The organism is Dongia sp. agr-C8, assembly GCF_054658695.1.
In genome coordinates this window covers 136,773-155,620 of the sequence record NZ_BAAGHZ010000003.1, presented here as the reverse complement: position 1 = coordinate 155,620, position 18,848 = coordinate 136,773, and the positions used below count along the sequence as shown (strand labels likewise).

22 protein-coding genes and 1 pseudogene are annotated in these 18,848 nt (G+C 65.5%); 9 read left to right on the top strand and 14 right to left on the bottom strand.

The features are described 5' to 3' along the window. Together ACYQ4T_RS14905 and ACYQ4T_RS14900 are read right to left on the bottom strand one after the other, a co-directional pair. Window positions 1-648 (bottom strand): ChrR family anti-sigma-E factor, encoded by a 648-nt coding sequence (locus ACYQ4T_RS14905; protein WP_459855551.1) that lies wholly within the window; start codon window positions 646-648, stop codon window positions 1-3. Beyond that, window positions 645-1,202 carry a sigma-70 family RNA polymerase sigma factor gene (locus ACYQ4T_RS14900; protein WP_459855549.1) on the bottom strand — a complete coding sequence of 186 codons (558 nt, stop codon included), beginning with the start codon at window positions 1,200-1,202 and terminating at the stop codon, window positions 645-647. Before ACYQ4T_RS14900 ends, ACYQ4T_RS14905 begins: the two co-directional genes overlap by 4 nt. A 221-nt stretch (window positions 1,203-1,423) precedes the next feature. On the opposite strand from ACYQ4T_RS14900, the gene ACYQ4T_RS14895 reads away from it, so the two are divergent. Genes ACYQ4T_RS14895 through ACYQ4T_RS14885 form a run of 3 tightly spaced genes read left to right on the top strand, consistent with a single transcriptional unit; the run spans window position 1,424 to window position 4,883 of the window. Further along, a complete protein-coding gene (locus tag ACYQ4T_RS14895; protein ID WP_459855547.1) occupies window positions 1,424-2,833 on the top strand; it encodes an NAD(P)/FAD-dependent oxidoreductase in 1,410 nt (469 codons plus the stop codon). 14 nt (window positions 2,834-2,847) lie between these two features. After that, window positions 2,848-3,642 carry a DUF1365 domain-containing protein gene (locus tag ACYQ4T_RS14890; RefSeq protein ID WP_459855545.1) on the top strand — a complete coding sequence of 265 codons (795 nt, stop codon included), beginning with the start codon at window positions 2,848-2,850 and terminating at the stop codon, window positions 3,640-3,642. Window positions 3,643-3,650: 8 nt separating this feature from the next. After that, complete coding sequence (locus ACYQ4T_RS14885) at window positions 3,651-4,883, top strand: class I SAM-dependent methyltransferase (protein WP_459855543.1); 1,233 nt, start codon at window positions 3,651-3,653, stop codon at window positions 4,881-4,883. Here ACYQ4T_RS14885 and ACYQ4T_RS14880 read toward each other — a convergent pair. From ACYQ4T_RS14880 to ACYQ4T_RS14860, 5 genes are all read right to left on the bottom strand, one after another. Continuing rightward, window positions 4,878-5,627 (bottom strand): SDR family NAD(P)-dependent oxidoreductase, encoded by a 750-nt coding sequence (locus tag ACYQ4T_RS14880; RefSeq protein ID WP_459855541.1) that lies wholly within the window; start codon window positions 5,625-5,627, stop codon window positions 4,878-4,880. The two genes, ACYQ4T_RS14885 and ACYQ4T_RS14880, sit on opposite strands and share 6 nt — an antisense overlap. A gap of 3 nt (window positions 5,628-5,630) precedes the next feature. Further along, window positions 5,631-6,038, bottom strand: a complete 408-nt coding sequence (locus tag ACYQ4T_RS14875; protein ID WP_459855539.1) for a DUF2177 family protein — start codon at window positions 6,036-6,038, stop codon at window positions 5,631-5,633. 80 nt (window positions 6,039-6,118) lie between these two features. After that, entirely contained in the window at window positions 6,119-6,346 is a 228-nt protein-coding gene (locus ACYQ4T_RS14870) for a hypothetical protein (RefSeq protein ID WP_459855538.1), read from the bottom strand. Window positions 6,347-6,419: 73 nt separating this feature from the next. Beyond that, on the bottom strand, window positions 6,420-7,196 hold the full coding sequence (locus ACYQ4T_RS14865; RefSeq protein ID WP_459855536.1) for a hypothetical protein: 777 nt from the start codon (window positions 7,194-7,196) through the stop codon (window positions 6,420-6,422). Between the two features lie 99 nt (window positions 7,197-7,295). Continuing rightward, on the bottom strand, window positions 7,296-7,592 hold the full coding sequence (locus tag ACYQ4T_RS14860) for a hypothetical protein (RefSeq protein ID WP_459855534.1): 297 nt from the start codon (window positions 7,590-7,592) through the stop codon (window positions 7,296-7,298). 164 nt (window positions 7,593-7,756) lie between these two features. On the opposite strand from ACYQ4T_RS14860, the gene ACYQ4T_RS14855 reads away from it, so the two are divergent. From ACYQ4T_RS14855 to ACYQ4T_RS14840, 4 genes are all read left to right on the top strand, one after another. Then, entirely contained in the window at window positions 7,757-8,482 is a 726-nt protein-coding gene (locus ACYQ4T_RS14855) for a hypothetical protein (protein ID WP_459855532.1), read from the top strand. Beyond that, window positions 8,482-9,681: a serine hydrolase domain-containing protein gene (locus tag ACYQ4T_RS14850; RefSeq protein WP_459855530.1), complete on the top strand. Its 1,200-nt coding sequence runs from the start codon at window positions 8,482-8,484 to the stop codon at window positions 9,679-9,681. Before ACYQ4T_RS14855 ends, ACYQ4T_RS14850 begins: the two co-directional genes overlap by 1 nt. A 47-nt stretch (window positions 9,682-9,728) precedes the next feature. Then, window positions 9,729-10,379, top strand: coding sequence for a DsbA family oxidoreductase (locus ACYQ4T_RS14845; protein WP_459855528.1), 651 nt, complete (start codon window positions 9,729-9,731; stop codon window positions 10,377-10,379). A gap of 135 nt (window positions 10,380-10,514) precedes the next feature. Beyond that, window positions 10,515-10,661: a hypothetical protein gene (locus ACYQ4T_RS14840; protein ID WP_459855526.1), complete on the top strand. Its 147-nt coding sequence runs from the start codon at window positions 10,515-10,517 to the stop codon at window positions 10,659-10,661. 12 nt (window positions 10,662-10,673) lie between these two features. On the opposite strand, the gene ACYQ4T_RS14835 is transcribed toward ACYQ4T_RS14840, so the two are convergent. The 4 genes from ACYQ4T_RS14835 to ACYQ4T_RS14820 all read right to left on the bottom strand — a co-directional run bounded on the left by ACYQ4T_RS14835 (window position 10,674) and on the right by ACYQ4T_RS14820 (window position 14,334). Beyond that, on the bottom strand, window positions 10,674-11,246 hold the full coding sequence (locus tag ACYQ4T_RS14835; RefSeq protein WP_459855524.1) for a hypothetical protein: 573 nt from the start codon (window positions 11,244-11,246) through the stop codon (window positions 10,674-10,676). Between the two features lie 27 nt (window positions 11,247-11,273). Beyond that, window positions 11,274-11,753 (bottom strand): RidA family protein, encoded by a 480-nt coding sequence (locus ACYQ4T_RS14830; RefSeq protein WP_459855522.1) that lies wholly within the window; start codon window positions 11,751-11,753, stop codon window positions 11,274-11,276. A 186-nt stretch (window positions 11,754-11,939) separates the two neighbouring features. After that, a complete protein-coding gene (locus tag ACYQ4T_RS14825; RefSeq protein ID WP_459855519.1) occupies window positions 11,940-13,082 on the bottom strand; it encodes a Gfo/Idh/MocA family protein in 1,143 nt (380 codons plus the stop codon). A gap of 196 nt (window positions 13,083-13,278) precedes the next feature. Next, on the bottom strand, window positions 13,279-14,334 hold the full coding sequence (locus tag ACYQ4T_RS14820; RefSeq protein WP_459855517.1) for a TIM barrel protein: 1,056 nt from the start codon (window positions 14,332-14,334) through the stop codon (window positions 13,279-13,281). A gap of 706 nt (window positions 14,335-15,040) precedes the next feature. Between ACYQ4T_RS14820 and ACYQ4T_RS14815 the strand changes: the two genes are divergently transcribed. Further along, window positions 15,041-15,934 (top strand): YecA family protein, encoded by an 894-nt coding sequence (locus ACYQ4T_RS14815; RefSeq protein ID WP_459855514.1) that lies wholly within the window; start codon window positions 15,041-15,043, stop codon window positions 15,932-15,934. 481 nt (window positions 15,935-16,415) lie between these two features. Here ACYQ4T_RS14815 and ACYQ4T_RS14810 read toward each other — a convergent pair whose 3' ends face one another. Then, window positions 16,416-16,688, bottom strand: a complete 273-nt coding sequence (locus ACYQ4T_RS14810; RefSeq protein WP_459855511.1) for a hypothetical protein — start codon at window positions 16,686-16,688, stop codon at window positions 16,416-16,418. A 613-nt stretch (window positions 16,689-17,301) separates the two neighbouring features. On the opposite strand from ACYQ4T_RS14810, the pseudogene ACYQ4T_RS14805 reads away from it, so the two are divergent. After that, window positions 17,302-17,640: pseudogene (locus ACYQ4T_RS14805) on the top strand (DUF6429 family protein); the annotation flags it as partial. Window positions 17,641-17,712: 72 nt separating this feature from the next. On the opposite strand, the gene ACYQ4T_RS14800 reads toward ACYQ4T_RS14805, so the two are convergent. Both ACYQ4T_RS14800 and ACYQ4T_RS14795 read right to left on the bottom strand, forming a co-directional pair. Next, window positions 17,713-17,973: a hypothetical protein gene (locus tag ACYQ4T_RS14800; protein ID WP_459855508.1), complete on the bottom strand. Its 261-nt coding sequence runs from the start codon at window positions 17,971-17,973 to the stop codon at window positions 17,713-17,715. Window positions 17,974-17,988: 15 nt separating this feature from the next. Beyond that, window positions 17,989-18,846, bottom strand: a complete 858-nt coding sequence (locus ACYQ4T_RS14795; RefSeq protein WP_459855506.1) for an NYN domain-containing protein — start codon at window positions 18,844-18,846, stop codon at window positions 17,989-17,991. Window positions 18,847-18,848: the final 2 nt, after the last annotated feature.

Below are 18,848 nucleotides of genomic sequence, written 5' to 3'. Positions count from 1 at the left end.
TCAGATCCGGATGAAGGGCTGCATCAGGCGGCCCAGCAGGTTGCGGAAGCGCAGCGGGGCGTCGGTGACCGCAAGGCAGACGCAGGTGTCCCCGGGATCGGCAACCGGCTGGTGGGTGGTGTCTTCGTCCGCGCATTCGACGTCGCCCGGCCGGAACTGCGTGCCACCGGACCGATAGCTGCCCGCCAGCACCAGGGTCATCTCGCTGCCGGCATGGCTGTGCGCGAAGACGCCGCGACCGGGCGCGATCCGCAACAGGCGCGCGACCGCGCCATGCTTGTCCCTGGCGAGCACGCAATGCTGGATGCCGGGGCCGAGCGAACGCCAGGCGACGGAATCGAAGTCGCTGAGGTAGGTCCGCAGCGGCGCCACCAGGTCTGAGTCCGGCGGCGGAAGCTCGGCCTGCGGCTGGCGGGCCGCCCGTGCAAGGATCTTCGTGACATCGCCGTCGAGGGAGGCGGAGGAAGCGGGCTCCGAAGCCAGGCCGTCCAGCAGCGCACCGCCGATCGCCTCCGCCTGCGCCACGGCGGCGCGGCATTCCGCGCAATCGGCCAAATGGGCCGCGACCAGCAGCGCAAAAGGCTCGGTGGCCGCACCCGAGGCGTATTGCAGCAGGAATTCCTCTGCCGGGTGATGTTGCGGGCTCATTCAGTCTCTCCAAGGGCTTTGCGGAACCGGCGGAAGGCAAGCCGCAGCCGCGACTTCACCGTTCCCAGCGGCACGCCGAGCGCGGCGGCGATGGCGCCGTGCGGCCGGTCCTCGAAGAAGGACATCCGGATCACCTCGGCCTGGTCCGGCGGCAGTTCGGCCAAAGCGGCGCGGATCGCTGCCGCGTTGCGGCGCGTGATCATCGTCTCCTCCGGGGAGTCCGGCGCCTCGGCTTGCAGGCTCGGATCCTCGGCATCGATCTCCGGTCGACGCTCCCGGCGTATCAGGTCGATACGGCGGTTGCGGGCGATGGTGAAGATCCAGGTGCTGGCATTGGCCTTGGCGGGATCGAACAGCCGGGCCTTGTTCCAGACCGCGGCCATCGCCTCCTGGACCAAGTCCTCCGACGCCGCGGCATCGGCGCCGAGCTTGCGCATATAGACCCTGAGGCGCGGGCCGTAATGGCCGTAGAGCTCGGCGAAGGCCGCGCGGTCCGCGGCGGCGACCCGCAGCAGCAGCGCCGTCATCCGTCCCGCATCGCTCGACTCCGGCATGGGTGCCTCGCTACCCATGACGGCCCGCCGCGACGGCCGCGGGGTGACTCGCAGGAAGATCGGGCCGGGACTCTGTGCCAAGGCGACTTGCATGCCGGTGAATACGCCGCCCGGCCAGCTTTGGATCACCGTCCCGCGCGGTGATCCGAGGCCCGGTGATCCAAGGCTTGAGAGGCACCGTAGTGGGAAGATGAATTCTCTGGGTGGAGGCGGTCGGCACTGTGACCCTGAACGATATTTCGGCGGGCGCGAGCCCATTTGGTCCCGGTCTTGCGCCGCGGTCAACCGGCGGATCCGGCGGCAAGCGGATCGCGGTCATCGGCAGCGGCATCAGCGGACTCTCGGCGGCCTGGTTGCTGGCGCGCCGCCACCGGGTGACGCTCTATGAAAGCGATTCCCGGCCGGGTGGGCACAGCAACACCGTCACCCTGCCGCCGGCGATGGGTGGGGTGCCGGTCGATACCGGCTTCATCGTCTTCAACGAGCAGACCTATCCGAACCTGACGGCGTTGTTCCGCCATCTGGACGTGCCGACCATTGCGACCGAGATGTCGCTCGCCGTGTCGATGAATGGCGGAGCCTTCGAGTATTCCGGCAGCACGCTGGATGGCCTGCTGGCACGGCGCAGCAACCTGTTGCGCCCGCGCTTCTGGAGCATGTTGCGCGACATCGCCCGCTTCTACCGCGAGGCGCCGCTGCAGGCGCGCCGGCCGGAATGGGCGATGCGCAGCCTCGGCGAGTTCCTGGCCCATGGCGGCTACGGCCGGGCCTTCGTCGCCGATCATCTGCTGCCGATGTGCGCGGCGATCTGGTCGGCGCCGCCGCGCGACATGCTGGACTATCCCTTCGAATCCTTCGCCCGCTTCTGCGCCAATCACGGCCTGCTCAAATTCCGCGACCGGCCGGTCTGGCGCACCGTCGCCGGCGGCTCGACGACCTATGTGCGGGCCTTGCTGGCCGATGCGCCGATCGATCTTCGCCTGAACAGCGACATCGTCGCGGTCGAGGCCGATGGCGCCGGCGCTGCCCCGGTTCTCATCGACTCCGACGGCACCCGCCATCGCTACGATGCCGTGGTGTTGGCCTGTCACGCCGACCAGGCACTGCGCCTCCTGGCGCGGCGGACTGCGATCCAGAACTGGCTGCTCGGTGCCTTCCGCTATCAGTCGAATCGCGCCATCCTGCACAGCGACCCGCGCCTGATGCCGGTGTCGCGCCGCGCCTGGTCGAGCTGGAACGTGATCGAGACGCCCGACCCCAGCCGGCCGGTGACGGTGAGCTATTGGATGAACCGCTTGCAGCAGCTGGAGCTCGACCGCGACGTCTTCGTGACGCTCAATCCCACCACCCTGCCGCGGGCGGAGAGCGTGTTCGCGGTATTCGACTATACGCACCCGATGTTCGACGGTCGCGCGGTGGCGGCCCAGTCACAGCTCTGGCGGCTGCAGGGCGAAGGCGGGCTCTGGTTCTGCGGCGCCTATTTCGGGGCCGGCTTCCACGAGGATGGCTTGCAGGCCGGGCTGGCGGTGGCGGAGGCCTTGGGCGGCGTGCGGCGGCCCTGGCAGGTGTCGGAGGAATCCGGCCGGATCTGCATTCTCCCCACGGCGGCCCGCGAACCGGTCGCCGCGTGAGCGCCGGGCCGGACATGCGCCGAGGGGTCTATCACTCGGGCGTCTACGAGGGGACGGTCTATCACAAGCGTCTGCGGCCCCGGGTTCATGCCTTCCGCTACCGGGTGTTCAGCCTGCTGCTCGATCTCGACGAACTGCCCGCGCTCGACCGAGGGCTTGCCCTGTTCAGCCACAACCGCTGGAATCTCTTCAGCTTCATGGACCGCGACCACGGCAGCGATCGCGCGGCTTCGCTGCGCGCCTGGGTGGACGAGCGTCTCGCCGGCGTCGGGATCGCCATCCCCGGCGGCCGGGTCACGCTGCTCTGCTATCCGCGGATCCTGGGTTACGTCTTCAACCCGCTCTCGGTCTATTTCTGCCACCGCGCCGAGGGCGGTCTCGCGGCCGTGATCTACGAGGTCAGCAACACCTTCGGAGAGCGCCACGCCTATGTTCTCCCCCATGACGGCGAAGGGGGCGGGGAGGGTGCGGTGCGGCAGAGCTGCCGCAAGGCCTTCTATGTATCCCCCTTCAACGACGTGAGCGGCGGCTACCGGTTCCAGGTCCTGCCGCCCGCGGATCGGGTCTCCATCCATATCGATCAACAGGATAGCGGCGGAAAGCTGTTCCGGGCCGGCTTCGCCGGCCGGCGCGCCGGGCTGTCGGACCGGGCGCTCCTGGGCCTCGCTTTGCGCTATCCGCTGATGACCCTCAAGGTGATCGCGGCCATCCACTGGGAAGCTTTCCGTTTGCTGATCAAAGGCGTTCCGCTTCGGCTCGACACGCGCAATACTGGAGGGATCGAACTCCAATCCAAACTGGAAACCTGAGGCCCAGAATGACCGACGACCGGGCGCCGGTGCCTTCCGTTCCCGAGACCACCGGTGCCGATCTCGGCGGCCTGTGGTCGGCATTCCTCCACCGTTGCTGCGCGCAGCTCGAGATCGGCGAAGTGTCGATCCGTTTTCCGAATGGGCTGGCGCGGCATTACCGCGGCCAGGCCGCGGGACCCAAGGTCGCGCTGGACATCAAGACCTGGGCGGCGTTGCGGCGCATGGCCTTCGGCGGCGAGCTCGGCTTTGCCGAAGCCTATCTCTCGGGCGAGATCGGCGTGGACGATGTGGACGCGCTGCTGCGGCTTGCCTCGCTCAACCAGCATGTGCTGGACAAGAAGCTCGCCGGCTTCGGCATCATGCGCGTGGTCAACCGCCTGGCGCATCTGCTGCGGCCCAATACCCGCAGGGGCAGCCGGCGCAACATCGCCGCGCATTACGATCTCGGCAACGACTTCTACCGGCTGTGGCTGGACGAGACGATGACCTATTCCTCGGCGCGCTTTGCGGAGGACAGCGAGGATCTCGCCGCGGCGCAGAGCCGGAAATATCGCCGCATCGCCGAGCTCGCCGGTATCGAGCGGGGTAGCCGGGTGCTCGAGGTCGGCTGCGGCTGGGGCGGCTTTGCCGAAATGGCGGCCGGCGAGCTTGAAGCCCGCCCGGTCAGCCTCACCATCTCCGACGCGCAGTATCGCTTCGCCCGCGAGCGGATCGCCCGCGCCGGCCTCGCCGACAAGGCCGATATCCGCCTGCAGGATTATCGCGACAGCACCGGCGAATACGACGCCGTGGTGTCGATCGAGATGTTCGAGGCGGTGGGCGAGCGCAACTGGCCGGTCTATTTCCAGGTGCTGCGCGACCGGATGGCGACCGGCGCCAAGGCGGCGCTGCAGATCATCACCATCTCCGAGGACCGCTATGCGTCCTACCGCAAGTCGGCGGACTTCATCCAGCGCTACATCTTCCCCGGCGGCATGCTGCCGACGCGGCAGATCCTCGAGACCTTGGCGCAGCGCGCCGGCCTTTCGGTGCTGTCGAACGACGGCTTCGGCAGCGACTATGCCCGGACCTTGCGGCTCTGGGGCGAGCGCTTCCGCGAGAACTGGCCCGCGATCCAGTCGCTCGGTTTCGACGAACGGTTCCGCCGCATGTGGGACTATTACCTGCGCTACTGCGAGGTCGGCTTCAGCCTCGGCAAGATCGACGTCGTGCACCTGCAGCTTGAGCGGCGCTCATGACAGCATCCGCGCCGTCAGCCTGAAATAGAGGCTATAGGGCAGCAACCGCGCGAGCTTCAGCAGCAGCACGAAGCGCCGCGGAAAGGCGATCTCGAAACGCCCGGTTTCGAGGCCGCGGCGGATTCGCCGGCAAGCCTCGTCCACCGACATCAGGAACGGCATCGCGAAATCGTTCTGCGCGGTCAGCGGCGTCTCGACGAATCCGGGGCAGACCACGGCGATGCGGATGCCATATCGCCTTGCGTCGGGATAGAGCGCCTCGGCCATGTTGATCAGCGCTGCCTTGGAAGCGCCGTAGGCGGCGGCACCCGGCAGCCCGGCATAGCCGGCGACCGAGGCGACGATGACGATGGTCCCGCGGCCGCGGCGGCGCATGCGATCGAGCAAGGGCGCGATCGTGTTGCCGGCGCCGATCAGGTTGGTCTCGATCATGCGCCGAAAGACCTGCGCGTCGAACCCCTCCACCCAAATCGGCGTGTAGGTGCCGGCGTTGAGCACGGCGATGTCGATCGGCCCGAGCCCGGTCTCGATGGCCGCGACCACAAGCGCGGCCGCGGCGCCGTCGGTGACATCCAGCGGGTGACAGTGGATCGCCTCTGGGGCGGCGGTCGCGGTCTCGGTGAGCGCGGCTTCGTTCCGGCCACTGATCGCCACCACATGCCCGTCGCCGGCAAGCGACCGCGCCAGCGCGCGCCCGATCCCCGAGCCGCCGCCGGTGATCCAGACGACCTGCGGCGGGGTCACCGGTCAGCCCTTGCCCAGCAGGCGCAGGATCCAGAAGCAGGCCAGGGCGGCGGCGCCGGTCGCGAAGGAACCCCAGCCGAGGTCGGCCGCGGTCACCAGCGGCGACCAGCCGCGCAGGGTGGCCATGTTGGTCAGGTTATAGGTCGCGTAGGCTAGGAAGCCGAGCAGCAGGCCATATCCCAGCGCGACGGCGCCGGAGGCGGCCTGCAAGGCCGGCCCGACCGCGAAGACCGCGATCCCGACCGGATAAATCAGATAGAAGGCGATGGCGGGCGCCAGCAGGAACTTCTCCAGCACCAGGTTGCCGAGCTGGGCGCGATAGAGGGTCGTCCCCATGAGGCTGAGCCAGACCGCGTCCAGCGCCAGAAAGCTCAGTCCGGAAACGAGATAGGGGAGGACAAGGGTTTTCATGATCATCCAGGTCGGCGCCATGCCACGCACCCTCTACGGCGCGCAGCCGGCCCTGGATCACCCCAGGACCACCATGGCCCTCAGTCGATCTTGCGGGCGTAGTTGTTGCGGACCTGCTGGCGGATATAGGTGCCGAGGCCGGCGCCGGCGCGGGCCAGTGCGATCATCTGCGCCACATGCACTTTGCCCGGCTTCACCTGGTCGTAGAGATAGGTCCCGCCCTCGGCGAAGCGCACCGTGATCGAACGGTCGCCGATCTCGACGGATTCGACGCCCGAACTCCCAGTGTGATTCTCGATGAAATGCATGTCGACCTCAGGCGAGTCCGTCCCCCTTCGAAACGGGGGCTGGTCGCTTCGGTTCCCGGATGATGCCGACCCGTTATTCGGCGAAAGCGGCCTTGGCGGAAGCGCTGTGGGCGGCTTTCAGCGGCTTCACCACCGCGGGGTCGGTGATGACATAGGCGGCGACGCTGCGGCTGTGCCTTGTGCCGCTGCCGAGGATCTTCCACTTCAGCGGCTTGCTGCCGGTGTAGAGGTCGATCTGGTTGTCGCCCATCGCGCCGATATCGGCGACCAGGAAATAGCCGTCATGCTTCTGGCCGTTCGGCAGCTTCAGGCCGCGCGCCGCCGGGATATAGACCACGGTGCCGAGTTTCAGCCGGCCGGACTTGACCGCGATGGTGCGATAGGGGACCAGGCCGTAGGCCTTGGCGCCGAGCCCGTCCGAGCTGGTCAGCCTGACGAAGCGGTTGCTGCCGAGATCGAAGGCGGCGCAGCGCGGGCAGGAGAATTCCGGCAGGGCGCAGTCGACCAGGCTGTCGCCGCCCTTGCCGGCGACGCTGTAGAGCACGCCGGAGACCTCGACCGTGCCCTGGAGTGCCGCCGTGCAGAAATCCTCGCGCGAGAGGCCGACGCCGAGCGGCGCGTCGTCGATGTCGAGCAGCTCGACCTCCATGCCGGGCTTGGCATGGACCACGTGATACTGGCTGACATGCAGGGTGAGCTTCGGGAGATCGGCGGTCTTGGCCTTGGGCAGCGCGAAATCATCGGCCTGCGCCGAAGCCGACCACAGAGCCGCGCCGAGCATCGCGAACAGGAAGAGGAGAAAGCCGAGCCGGCGCCAAACGCCGCGCCGCGCCGCCAACCGTTCTGCCACTGTAAAGCCCCCGGGAAATCTTTGGCCTTACGCTGGCGCAGCCGTGGCGCCCTGTCAAATCACGGAATCGCCCCAAATGATGAATCGGCCAATGGTGAATCAGGCCGCTTCGGTCTTGCGCGCGGACTTGGCGGCGGCGGTGGCCTGCTGCAATTGTTGTTTCAGCTCCTCGGCCATCTGCTTCAGCACCGCCTCGCGCTCGTCGGGCTTCATCGCCTTCAGTTTCGCGCGGTCGAGGCCATGGGCCGCGAGCCAGGCATCGGCCATGCGCTCGGCCAGCGACTTCTTCATATAGGCCAGGAATTCATCGACCGCCGCGTTGCCGGCCTTGCCGTCGTCGTCCAAGCCGGCCTGGGTCATCCCTGAAGACGGGCGCAAGGATGGGGTGGTCACCATCCCGAAGCTCAATCCGCCGATCCCTGACATTGTCCTGCCTCATTAACCTTGGAGCGGGCAAAATCTGCCCTTCATGCCGTCGCTTCGCAGATGTCGCAAAGCCCGTGCCAGCGATCGAATCGGAGACTAAAGTGTTAATACGGGATGGTTCGGGGACTGGGGTGATGGATTCGACGGTCTGGGCACAACTGGTGCGGCGCTATTTCCAGGCGGCGGCGGCGCTGCTCGACCCCGCCAATCTCAAGGCCGGTTCCTTCCAGCGCGACCAGGCGGCGATCAAGGCCGCCGCGGCCCAGGACCGCCCGGTCGAGGAACGCGCCACCCTGCTCGCGGAATGGCTCTCCTATCACCGCACCGGCCCGGCCTCGGCCGATCACCTGGCGCGGCAGGTTCTGCCGGTCCTGGACCGGCTGGACGCCGCCGAGCTCTCCTCGGCCTTCGACACCTTGCGCGCCGCGGTCGCCAGGGACGACAAGAGCCGCAGCTTCATGGTGCTGACCTCGCGCCTGCTCTGGGCCCGCTTTCCGGAAGCGGCGCCGGTCTATGACAGCGCGACCGTCAACGGCATCGCCTTCCTGGTGAAGCTCCTGAAAGCGGTCCAGCTCGAGACACCCTACGAACGCATCGTCGAGGAGCGGCGCTACGACGACCATGACGGCTATGTGCGCTGGGACTTCAGCGACAAGAAGCTGGTCGATCACTGGTACTACAAGGATTTCATCCAGTCGCATGCCGCGCTCTACACCCGCTGCCGGCCGGAGATCATCCATCTCATCGCCGAGGCCGGCCGCGCCGTCTCGACCGCCAGCCCGTTCCAGGTCTTCGACAAGATCCTCTGGCTGATCGGCGACCACCGCCATGACTACAGTCTGAAGGGATCAGAGCTCTGATGCCATCCTACAAGAACGCCGAGCCGCGTCCCGCCATCATGGAAGGATCGCCGCCGTCCCTGATCGTGCCGAAGCTCGACTGGGACCGGCCGCCCTGGAACCGCTGGGCCTTCCAGCATATCCGCGAGCTGGTGCCGACCCGGGAGGTCTGGCGCGGCGGCGGCCACGCGCGGAAGCTGCCGCGCGACGAACGCGACCTCGACGCGCTCGAAATCATAAGCTGCAGCGGCGGCCGGACCACGCTCGCCGGCCTGCTCGAGGAAACCTTCACCGACGGCCTGCTGGTGCTGAAGGGCGGCAGCATCCGGATCGAGCGCTATTACAACGGCATGACCGCGCGTTCGCTGCATCTCTCGCAATCGATGGCGAAGTCGGTGACCTCGGCGGTCTGCGGCATCCTGGTCGGCCGCGGCCTGCTCGATCCCGAGAAGCGGGTGACCGACTATCTCCCGGAGCTCGCCGGCACCGCCTACCAGGGTGCCACCCTGCAGCAGGTCCTCGACATGCGCAGCGGCGTCAAGTTCAGCGAGGATTACACCGACCGCTATTGCGAGGTCGGGCAGATGGACGTCGCCTGCGGCTGGAAGCCGATCCCGCCCGGCAGCGACCCGGACTTCCAATGGCCGGCGCATATCTGGGAACTGATCCTCAGCTTGAAGACCCTCGAGCGCCCGCATGGCGCGGCATTCAACTACCGCTCGATCGAGACCGACGTGATCGCCTTCTGCATGGAGCGCGTCACGGAGAAGCGGTTGCCGCAGCTGGTCTCCGAGGAGATCTGGCAGAAGCTCGGCGTCGAGGAGAGCGCCAATTTCACCGTCGATTCCGCCGGCTATGCGCTGGCCTGCGGCGGCTTCAACGCCACGCTCCGCGACTACGGCCGCTTCGGCCAGATGATCCTGGAGAACGGCGCCGGGATCGTGCCGTCGGCCTGGATCGAGGCCGCGCGCAACGGCGGCCGCCACGGCCCGCAATACTGGGAGATCCTGCCCCAGGGCTCCTACAAGAACCAGTTCTGGCTCGAGGACCCGCAATCGCGAACCTTGATGTGCGTCGGCGTCTTCGGCCAGCTGATCTGGATTTCCTGGGAGCACGACATGGTCGTGGTCAAGCTCTCGACCTGGCCCAGTTTCACCGACACGGTCAAGGAAGGCGCAACCCTGGCCGCCCTGCATCGCATAGCCGAGGCGCTGGCGTAATCGCGTGTTTCGGCCATATTAGCCGCAGCGACAAAGAGGAGCCCGCAATGGCGGCCAAGAAAATGCAGATCGATTTCGTCTCCGACGTGGTGTGCCCCTGGTGCGCCGTCGGCCTCGCCAGTCTCGAGACCGCGCTGCAACGCCTGGAGGGCGAGGTCGAGGCGGAGATCCAGTTCCAGCCCTTCGAGCTCAACCCCGACATGGCGCCGGAGGGCGAGGACCGCGACGAGCATCTGGCGAAGAAATACGGCCGCTCGAAGCAGGAATTCGCCGCGTCGCGCGAGCACATCCGCCAGCGCGCGGCCGCGGTCGGCTTCACCATGAATCCGCAGGAGCGGATCTACAACACTTTCGACGCGCACCGCTTGCTGCATTGGGCCGGCGTCGCCCATCCGGCGCAGCAGCCGGCATTGAAGCACGCGCTGCTGCGCGCCTATTTCACCGACGCCCGCAACATCGCCGACCCCGAGGTGCTGGTCGCGGCGGCGCAGGAAGTCGGCCTCGACCCGAATGAAGCGCGCGCGATCCTTGCCTCCGACCGCTACGCCGCCGACGTGCGGCAGGAGGAGCAGGCGTGGCTCTCGGCCGGCATCAACTCGGTCCCGGCGATCATCGTCAACCGCAAATACCTGATCTCCGGCGGCCAACCCCCGGAGGTCTTCGAGGCCAACCTGCGCGAGATGGCGAAGCAGCTCTAGATTCTACGCGATCTCGCACCGGATTGTGCGAATCGCGCCGCTTCAGCGGCCCCGACCGCCCAACCGTTACGAAGTTTTCACAATCATCGCCTAAGCTGATGTGACGTCGGGACCGATTGGAATCGGGGAGGTCACATGCGGGGCTTCAGGCTGGCACTGCCGCGGTTCATGATCGCGGCCTGGGTGATGACCGCGGTGGTCGCCGCCATCGCCTACACCCTCTGCCTCGGCACCGCGCAAGCCGTCATCCCCCACGGCCCGGACCACAGCCAGCGCAGCTAAATCTTTCGCCGTTCAGCGGTCTTCGCAGCCGGCAATCTGGTTGCCGGCTTCTTGCGCGTTGGCCACTGCCTTCTTCGCCTGTTCCCGCGCCGACTCGAAACTCGAAATCGCCGATGCGGGCCGTCCCGTGTCGACGGCGATGAGGGCGGTCAGCAGGTCGTTGACCGAGTCCTGCAGATCGCGGCTGGCAAAGCCCAGCGAGGTCAGTTGCTCCTGGACGGCGCGCGCCTCCGCACCCCGCGCCTCTCGCATCTCATTTTGCAGCGACGTCACAAAGGACGACATCGAACTGGTGTTCTGCCAGGGCGCGCGTGCGTCGGAAAGGATCAGGTCAGGCGTCAGCGACTGACCCCGCTTGTGCTGAAGGTGGTCGATCCAGGCTAGAATGCTGCAACTGCCCGCCGCGACGTCCTCGGCCATGGGTTGGATACGAAACGCGACCGTCGCCAGTGCCTCCTCGGTCGCTTTGCGCTCCATCCACTTCTGATACCCAATAACCGCAACCACCGCCAAGACGCCGGCCGCCAGGCTGGCCAGAAAGCGGCGAATTTGCAGGGCCGGCTGGGTCGGCGCCGCCGTTTGCATGATAGGATCTCCCGTTTCGCGGGTATCCTAGCTGATCTCCGCGGTGAGCACCACCAAGGTCGCGCAGTCCAGCGGCATCTCGTTGTTTGCCTGCACCATCCGGGTGTGCAACCCGCGCGGCCCGAACACCTCGTTGACGATATGCGAGGCGCCGTTCAGCGCCTTCGGGTGATCGGTGAAGCCTGGCGCGCAGCCGAACGTCCCTTCCAGCCGCAGGATTCTCTGCACGCGATCCAGATTTCCGTCCAGCGCCTTCCGCACCTGCGCGATCGCGTTGAGCGTGCTCAAGCGAAACGCCTGATAGCCTTGCTCGAGCGTAAGCTCCCCGCCGATCTTCCCCTTGAACTGCAGCACGCCGTCGCGCCACGGCATCTGCCCCGAGGTCATCAGCAGGTTGCCGGTGATGATGTAAGGCAGATAGTCGCCCGCGGCGCCCGGCGCCGGCGGCAAAGCGATGCCGAGATCCCTCAGGCGCTGCTCCGGCGTGCGGTTGTCCGTGTCTGCCATCGTTTCCCCCAACTCGGATGAATCCGTCGACCCCTCACCCCCCTCTCCCTCAGGGGGAGAGGGGTGTGTTACTCACTGCTGTTACAGACAGCTCTGATCACTTACGCGCGGAGCGCGGACAACGTCCCCCTCTCCCCTTGAGGGAGAGGGCCGGGGTGAGGGGTCGCTCGGTCTCTCCGACCAAACTCACCCCTTCACCGTCTCCCACTGCTTCGAAGCCGCGCTCTTCAGCACCGCATCCGTCACATACTCCGTCGCCAGCGCATCGCGGAAGGTCGGCGCCGCCGCCTTGCCGCTGCTGAGGCCCTCGATGAAATCCGCCGCCTGGTGGATGAAGGTATGCTCATAGCCGATCTGCAGCCCCGGCACCCACCAATGGCCCATATAGGGATGGTCGCCGTCGGTGATGTGGATCGAGCGCCAGCCGCGCAGCTGCCCCTCATCCTTGTGGTCGAACCATTGCAGCCGGTGGAGATCGTGCAGGTCCCAGAAGATCGAGGCCTTCTCGCCGTTGATCTCCAGGGTGTAAAGCGCCTTGTGCCCGCGGGCATAACGCGTCGCCTCGAACATGCCGAGCGAGCCGTTCTTGAACCGCGACAGGAACATGCTGGCGTCGTCGATCTTCACCTCCGCCACCTGGCCGGTCGTCGCATGCTTGCGCTGCTTGACGAAAGTCTCGGTGGCGCCGGTCACCGTCTCGATCCCGCCGTTCAGCCACATCGCCGTGTCGATGCAATGCGCCAGCAGGTCGCCGGTGACGCCGCTCCCGGCGACGCTGGCATCCAGCCGCCAGGTGCCGGTGCCGCCCTGCGGCACGTCGGCGGAGATAGTCCAGTCCTGCAGGAACTTGGCGCGGTAGTGGAAGATCTTCCCCAGCCGCCCCTCGTCGATCAGCTTCTTGGCCAAGGTCACCGCCGGCACCCGGCGGTAATTGTACCAGACCATGTTCGGCACCTTGGCCGCCTCGACCGCGGCCACCATGCGCTCGGCCTCGGCCGCGGTGCGGCCCAGCGGCTTCTCGCACATCACCATCTTGCCGGCCTTGGCGGCGGCAACGGCGATCTCCTCATGCGTGTCGTTGGGCGAGGCAATGTCGATCAGGTCGATGTCCTTGCGCTCGATCAGCTTCCGCCAGTCGCTCTCCGAGCTCTCGAAGCCCCAGTTGGCGGCGAACTTCGCCGCCCCCTCGGCCGAGCGCGTGCAGACCGCCTTCAAGACCGGCTGGTAGTCCAGCGCAAAGAATTCCGGCGCCTGGCGGAACGCATTGGAATGCGTCCGCCCCATGAACCCGCCGCCGATGATCCCGATATTCAGCTGCTTCTTGGCCACGTGATTTCTTCCCTGACTTTTTCCGACGCGTCATGGCCGGGCTTGACCCGGCCATCTCTCTCAAGAGCGAACTCCCGCCCTTTCGCTCGTCATCCCCGGGCTTGACCCGGGGATCTCCATCCGGTGCGAACTCCCCACGAGACCCGCGGGTCAAGCCCGCGGGTGACGGCTGAGGAGAGGTCGTTGACGGTTGTGCCTACTCCCTCCACCCATGCGCATCGCGCACCTTCAGCATGGCGCCCAGCACGTCGTTCCAGGTCTGCTGCTGCATCATCACCGCATTGGGGAACATGCAGCCGTCCCAGCTCAAGTGCCGGATCTTCTTCGTCAGCGCGCCCTGGTCGTCGCGCAGCCAGTAGCCGGCATGCTTGGCGATATCGAGCTTGCCGTTGGGATCGGTGGCCTGGACGTGCCGCCCGGTCTTCTCATGATCGCCGGAGCCGAACACCGTGCCGTCGTTCTGCGCCACGTGGAAGTCATAGGTCCAGGGCCGCAGCGCATCGGCGACCTTCTTATAGGCGGCATCGAGCTGCGCCTTGTCCTTCCAGTCATAATCCTTGGGCAGCAGCCGGTCCTCTTCCGAGTTGTAGCCCAAAGTGAACAGCATCGAATGCGCCATGTCGGCCTGATAGCCGACCACGCCCGGCATGCCGACCTCCTCCAGCAGATCGACATTCTTCCGCCAGGACTGCATCCCGCCCCAGCAGATCTCGCCCTCGGCGAACAGATACTCGCCATGGTCCTGCGCGACCTTGCCGGCCTCGCGGAAGGTCTCGGCGATCTTGCGGGTGTTGCCGGCCGGATCCTTCTCCCAGTCGGTGACGCTGGAGGAGGAATCGATCCGCACCCCGCCGGTCGGGCGGATCCCCATGTCGCGCATCCACTTGCCGATCACGCAGGCCTTGCGCACCGCTTCGACGAACTTCGCGCGCTCCTCCTTGGAGCCCATCGCCGACCCGCCGCCGGCCCCGCCCCAGATCGGCGCCACGAATGAGCCGATCTTCAGCCCATAGCCCGCGATCTTGTCGACCACGCGCTTGATGTCGTCCTTCGAGCTGTCGATCGAGACATGCGGATCGGCGAGCCAGAGATCGACCCCGTCGAACTTCACCCCATCGACATCGGCCTTGGCGGTGAGCTCCAGCAAGGTATCGAGCCCGATAAACGGCTCCGCCCCCGGCGCCCCCTTGCCGACCACGCCCGGCCACATCGCGTTGTGGAGCTTCGGATAATTGTTGGTGTGCTCAGCCATGGCAGCATCTCCTCCCAAAGGGCGCGGCGCGTGAGGCAGGCGCGGCGCCGAAACATCCATCAGCCGGGCATTCGCAGAAGGCCTGTCCTCTCTCCCGCTACCTTGTCGTCATCCCCGGACTTGATCCGGGGATCTGCCTCCGGGTTCCACGCCTTTCCCTCCGCCGCACGAAAGGAATCCGTGGACCACGACGCGCAACGAGAGCGCCCAAACGCAATCGCCCAAACTTCACCAGAGGAGGAAGCAGCGGCCCTGCCGAGCGCGAGACCCGATAACCGCCCCGCAACAAAACCCAGGAACCGTTCGCGGTGTCTTTTTCATCGAACCGAGGCCGCCCGCAAAGCCCCAACTCCCTCCCGCCCGCCGACCATTTCTCCCCGGCCGACTGGGCATGCCGGAGAGTGTTCGGGATCAGCCGCACGGGTGTCAAGCACGACGCTGAAGCGGCCGCGGCGGATGAGCGGTTTGTACCGGTGGGCGAGCGATTTGTTATAACTCGGTATGGCGAGAATATAGATCAGCAGTCGAGCACAGTCTCGTTGAAGTATCTTAGCACCAACAACAGTCCTCATTTATTCGCTAGCTCGCATGTAACATGAGATTTGTTGGGCGAGCAGGTCCCCAACGGATCCTGCTGATGTCTGACCCCCGGAGTAGTTACGATCCCAATAGGGGTGCGAAATGAAAGAGATACGGGTCTAGCCAAGTGACCAAGAAATCGCTCGGCAAGAAGCCTTGCCCGTGCCAGAGCGGGCGAAAATTCAGAGATTGCTGCATGAAGCGCAAGCCGGTCTTTGAGTCGGTGAGGTTTGATTTTGGCAAACGGGTGCGCCCGACACGCGTGCAAATATCAAACGATGGGACGCCAACGTTCTTTGATGGCGATCAGGTGCTAAACCCAGTGAGAAGTTGGCATGAGATGTCGCGTGAACGTGAGAAGGGCGAGAAAGTTCTCGTCCGAATACCTACCGAGCACCCTGTAGTTTCACAGGACCTTCAAGCTGCCTTGGATCATCATCTACAAGCGTATGATGTCGTTTTCGCGATCGACACCAACACGCCGAAAGAATTGCTTTTTGATCGTCGTATTTCCGTTGCGTGCGTCGCGCAATGCAAGAAGATAAATTCAGACGCCACTCTCTTTCGCGCGCTCGGATTCTTCGAGTTTCACAACGTGCCGGACAAGGCTGAGAATCTTGGATGGTACGCATTACAGCATGCGGCGGTTGCTGGACCTGATCACACGCCAGAAGCAAAGTATGCCATAATCACAGATTCTGATCTTGGTCTGCATGTCGAATACAACGAACGCACTAAGCCTTACATTGGTCAGGCGCTTCTAAAGCCAGGCTTCACCCTTCTTTATGCGACGGACAAAGGTCAATCGGTGATGAATGCAGCAATTGCCTACTGCGACAAAGGCGCATCTAGCTACATCCGAGCGCTCACTACCGCAGAAATGGTGCACTCGGCACCAGCGGCCGACACCAATAAGGTGCCTTACAGCCATGCACGGTTTACTCCAAACAGCGCGCCGGAAGATCATGATGGCCCATGGTTTCGGTTGGGAACGGCGCGAGTTCACTATCGACTAGATTAGTCGGTGTGGCAGGGTTGAGGCTGAAAGTGACGATGAGATGATCCATGACCAACAGGAGGCAGCTTCCTAATACGCAAGTCTACCGGCTCGGCGCTTCCAGCAACGGAGATCCCCGGCGAGTGACGGATGCTGTCATGATCGAGAGAAGATCACTCGGCGGGTCGATCACTCTGTCCTACTGGGAAAGCGTGGGTCGAGGAGAGTCTGAGGTGACCGTTACCATACCATTTGGGGCATTCGGAACTCTTCGCCGATTTCTGACGGCAGCCGATAAAGAGCGCCGCAGCTTCATGCGCAAATACAGGCGATCGCAGCGCAAGCCCACGAAAGACTAGCCATTCCACAGACGAGGCGACCGGCGTGACGTTCGATAGAGCGCGAACGGCTTGCAGTGCTGACCACCCTCATTGATCACTACTGAATTCGGGCTACTTGAATCCGTGGCGTCTCGCTCGTGGCGTATCTGGCGCCAACCGCGCCGTCACATCGGAAGCGGCTCCGTGCTTGGAAAGTTTCTGTACTCATGCAGGACGAACTCGAACCGGCCGCCGTTGTCCAGCTTGGTCACGGTCTTGATGTGCTTTGGGTCGGTGCGGTCGTAAGTCATGTCGCCGTTCTTCCCGTTGTTGCAGAGCAGCCGGCCGGTGCCCTTGTCATTGACGGCGGGCCACCAGGTGAAGGCGCAGATCATGTGCAAGTCCGCGTAGGTCTCCGGCCGGGCCGTGAAGATGATACGCCGCGCGCCGCAATCCATGAGCGAGTTCCGGAGACACGATACTGAATTCGCCATTCCAGCTCAGAGTTGACTGTACAACGCCGAGCATGATCGACCGCTGCATTCACCCGCCGCGGGCTAACGCGCGCGTCGAATTCGGCGCATGCCCGATCGGCGGGTTTTCTCGCGCCGATGTTTGTGAGAGCGCGCAAAATACACTATAATCTCTTTCGCAACGGCTGATCGGAAGACGGCCGTGCACCGGCGAATGCCACGCGGTTTTTGCTCCGGATCCTACGCGGAACCTTTACAGGCCCTTTACCCCAGCAGGATGAGGCCGGCCGCGCCCGCCGGAGATAACGCTGCAATCGCTTGGGGTTGGCAGGCCTTTCGCCGCCGGGGGCGTAAAGGTGCCGCGGAATCCGCTTCAAGCGGTCCGGCCGCCGCCATCGCGGTTCATGCGACGGCGCTGTTTGACATTGTGAGTTCCGCTTCCCGCTCTCTCGAAACGCGAGACTGATCGGTCGACCCCGACCGGACCCCGACAGAATCACGCAACCCCGACCGGACCCCGACAGAATCGCCCAACCCCGACAGGACCCCGACCAGGAAAAAGAATCATTCGGTCTCCGCGTGACGCGAGGAGCAAGACATGCGTTCATTGCATGCTTTCGTGGCAGGGACATCTGTGCCTCTCGCCGCTGTCTGCATGGACAGTGCATGGTCAGGATCGAAGGACGATATCGATCCTCTGAAGGGAGTTCCGCAAAGAATGAGCAAGATGGAAACGGACACCGACAAGATCGACGACGCCGTTCTCGCTTTGCTGTGGCTGACGGTCCACGACGGGCGGCGGGCCTGGAAGGGCCATGATTGGGAGGCGCTGGCACGGCTGCACCGCAAGCGCATGATCGCCGACCCTGCCAACAAGGCGAAATCGGTCGTGCTGAGCGACGAAGGCTTGCAGCGGGCGGAGGCGCTGTTCCGCGCGCTGTTCACGCGCGCGATGCGAACGGGGTTCCGAACTGCCTACGGGTCGCCGGTCGCGCAAGCCGCTGGCGAGTTAGCCGATCCGCTCCGCATAGTCGCGGACGTATCGGTTGACATAGGTGGTGAGACCCGCGCCCTTGTGCAGGATCCACTTCATCCGCTCCAGCTGCTCCGGCCCGGGCTTCTCGCGGTTGTAGACATAGGTGTCCCGCGCGCGGTTGCGGAAGCGCAGGATCATGAAGTCCTCGCGCACCGCCACTGCCGTCACGCCGCTCTCGCCGTTGCCGTAGGGCTCGAGCGCGATCTCCGCGCCGTTGTAGACGACGAGCGCCATCCCGGCCCGCCTGGCTCAGCGCGAACGGCGCCGCGTGCCCCGGCGGGCGGTGGTGCGCGCGACGCCGTCGGTGTCGTCGACCTCGGCGGCGGTCTTTGCCGCATGGGGCAGCGGCGCTGCGGCTTGCGCCTTGGGGCGGAGCAGCATGTCGCCGCCGGCATGGCGCTTGATCTCGAAGGCCTTGGTCTTGGTCACCAGGTCGCCGAGCTTGGCCGCGCCGTAAGTGCGCGGGTCGAAATCCGGCGCCAGGTTGGCGAGGCGGTTGCCGACGCCGCGCAGGTTGACCCAGCCGTCCTCGTCCGACATCTGCGCGATCACCCGGCTGAGCAGCGGCACCGCGGCGGCGGCGGGCTCCAGCGACGACTTCGCCGCTTCCGGCGCGGCGCGATCCGGCGCCGCCGCCACGGGCACCAGGTTCCCCGGCGCCTCCGGCGCCAGGTTCTCCGTGTAGATGAAGCGGCGGCAGGCCTGGCGGAAGCTCTCCGGCGTCTTCTTGGCGCCGAAGCCGTAGACATCGACGCCCTGCTCGCGGATCCGCGCGGCGAGCCGCGTGAAGTCGCTGTCCGAGGAGACCAGGCAGAAGGCGTCGAACCGCCCGCTGTAGAGCAGGTCCATCGCGTCGATCACCAGCGCGATGTCCGAGGCGTTCTTGCCGGTGGTGTAGGCGAAATTCTGCTGCGGCACGATCGCATACTTGTTCAAGAGATCGGCCCAGGATTTCAGCCGCGTGCTGGAGAAATCGCCGTAGATGCGCCGCACGCTCGCTTCGCCCATCTTGGCGACTTCCTCGAACAGCCCGGCCGCGATCCGGGGCGACGTGTTGTCGGCGTCGATCAGCACGGCGAGCCGCGGCGATCGGGTTTCGGCGGCCATGA